We start from the raw sequence: 1,603 nt of genomic DNA on the forward strand, positions 1-1,603 counted from the left end.
TCCTTGTTGATGGCGATGATGGTCTTGGAATCCTTCATCCCCGCCAGATGCTGGATCGCCCCGGAAATGCCGACGGCGATATAGACTTCCGGCGCGACGATCTTGCCGGTCTGCCCCACCTGATAGTCGTTGGGCACATAGCCCGCATCGACAGCAGCGCGCGAAGCACCCACCGCCGCGCCCAGCTTGTCCGCCAGCGGGAAGATGGTCGCCTCGAACGTCTCGCTGTCCTTCAGCGCGCGGCCACCCGACACGATCACCTTGGCCGAGGTCAGCTCCGGCCGCTCCAGCTTCGCGATCTCCGCGCCGACAAAGGATGACAGCCCCTTGTCCCCGGTCGAAGCCACGGCTTCCACCACGCCGTTGCCGCCTTCCTTGGCCGCCTTCTCGAAAGCAGTGCCGCGGACGGTGATGACCTTCTTCGCATCCTTCGACTTGACGGTTGCAATCGCGTTGCCGGCATAGATCGGACGAGTGAAGCTGTCTTCGCTCTCGACCGACAGAATGTCGCTGATCTGCATCACGTCGAGCAGAGCCGCCACGCGCGGCGCGATGTTCTTGCCGTTGCTGGTGGCAGGCGCGACGAACGCGTCATGACTGCCCATCAATTCGACGACCAGCGGCGCGACATTCTCGGCCAGCGCATGCCCGAAGGCTGCGTCGTCCGCGACATGGACCTTGCCCACGCCGGCGATCTTCGCTGCTTCGGCGGCAACGCCCCCGACGCCCTGGCCCGCGACCAGCAGATGCACTTCACCCAGCTTCGATGCAGCGGTGACGGCGGAAAGCGTCGCGTCCTTGACTGCGCCGCCCTCATGTTCAACCCAAACGAGCGTCTTTGTCATGCTGCAACTCCCAGAGCCTTGAGCTTCGCGACCAGTTCATCGACATCGGCCACCTTCACGCCAGCCGAACGCTTGGCCGGTTCGACCACCTTGATCGTCTCCAGGCGCGGCGAGATATCCACGCCATAGTCTGCGGGCGTCTTGGTCGCGAGCGGCTTCGACTTCGCCTTCATGATGTTGGGCAGCGAAGCATAGCGCGGTTCATTGAGGCGCAGATCAGTCGTGATGATCGCCGGCGTGTTGAGCTTCACCGTCTCCAGCCCGCCGTCGACTTCGCGCGTGACGCTGACCTTGTCGCCCTCGACCTCGACCTTGCTGGCGAAGGTGCCCTGCGCCAGGCCCAGCAGCGCGGCCAGCATCTGGCCCGTCTGGTTGCTGTCGTCGTCGATCGCCTGCTTGCCCAGGATGATCAGGCCAGCGCCTTCCTCTTCCTGCACCTTGGCGAGCAGCTTGGCCACGCCCAGCGGCTCGACATCAGAGCCGATATCATCTGGGGTCTGGATCAGGATCGCCCGATCGGCGCCCATGGCGAGCGCGGTGCGCAGCGTTTCCTGCGCCTTGGCAACGCCGATCGACACAGCCACAACCTCGGTCGCCACGCCCTTTTCCTTCAGGCGAATGGCTTCCTCAACCGCAATCTCGTCGAACGGGTTCATCGACATCTTGACGTTCGCCAGATCGACGCCCGTCCCATCCGCCTTCACGCGCGGCTTCACATTATAGTCAATCACCCGCTTCACGGGCACAAGGATCTTCAT

The 1,603-nt window shown here is 63.6% G+C and carries 2 protein-coding genes; both read right to left on the minus strand.

The genetic code is table 11. From position 1 onward, the window contains the following. Window positions 1-845, minus strand: an 845-nt coding sequence (locus MRBLMA1_RS11510; protein ID WP_363736963.1) for an electron transfer flavoprotein subunit alpha/FixB family protein, incomplete at its 3' end; no start/stop codon positions are given. Next, entirely contained in the window at window positions 842-1,603 is a 762-nt protein-coding gene (locus MRBLMA1_RS11515; RefSeq protein WP_363736964.1) for an electron transfer flavoprotein subunit beta/FixA family protein, read from the minus strand. The genes MRBLMA1_RS11510 and MRBLMA1_RS11515, both read right to left, overlap by 4 nt.

Origin of the sequence: Sphingobium sp. LMA1-1-1.1 (assembly GCF_040676365.1) — a bacterium.
Lineage (GTDB): Bacteria > Pseudomonadota > Alphaproteobacteria > Sphingomonadales > Sphingomonadaceae > Sphingobium.

Bases quoted from the DNA above. Each gene is read 5' to 3' on its own strand.
- MRBLMA1_RS11515 (WP_363736964.1), bottom strand. From the start codon at position 1,603: ATGAAGATCCTTGTGCCCGTGAAGCGGGTGATTGACTATAATGTGAAG.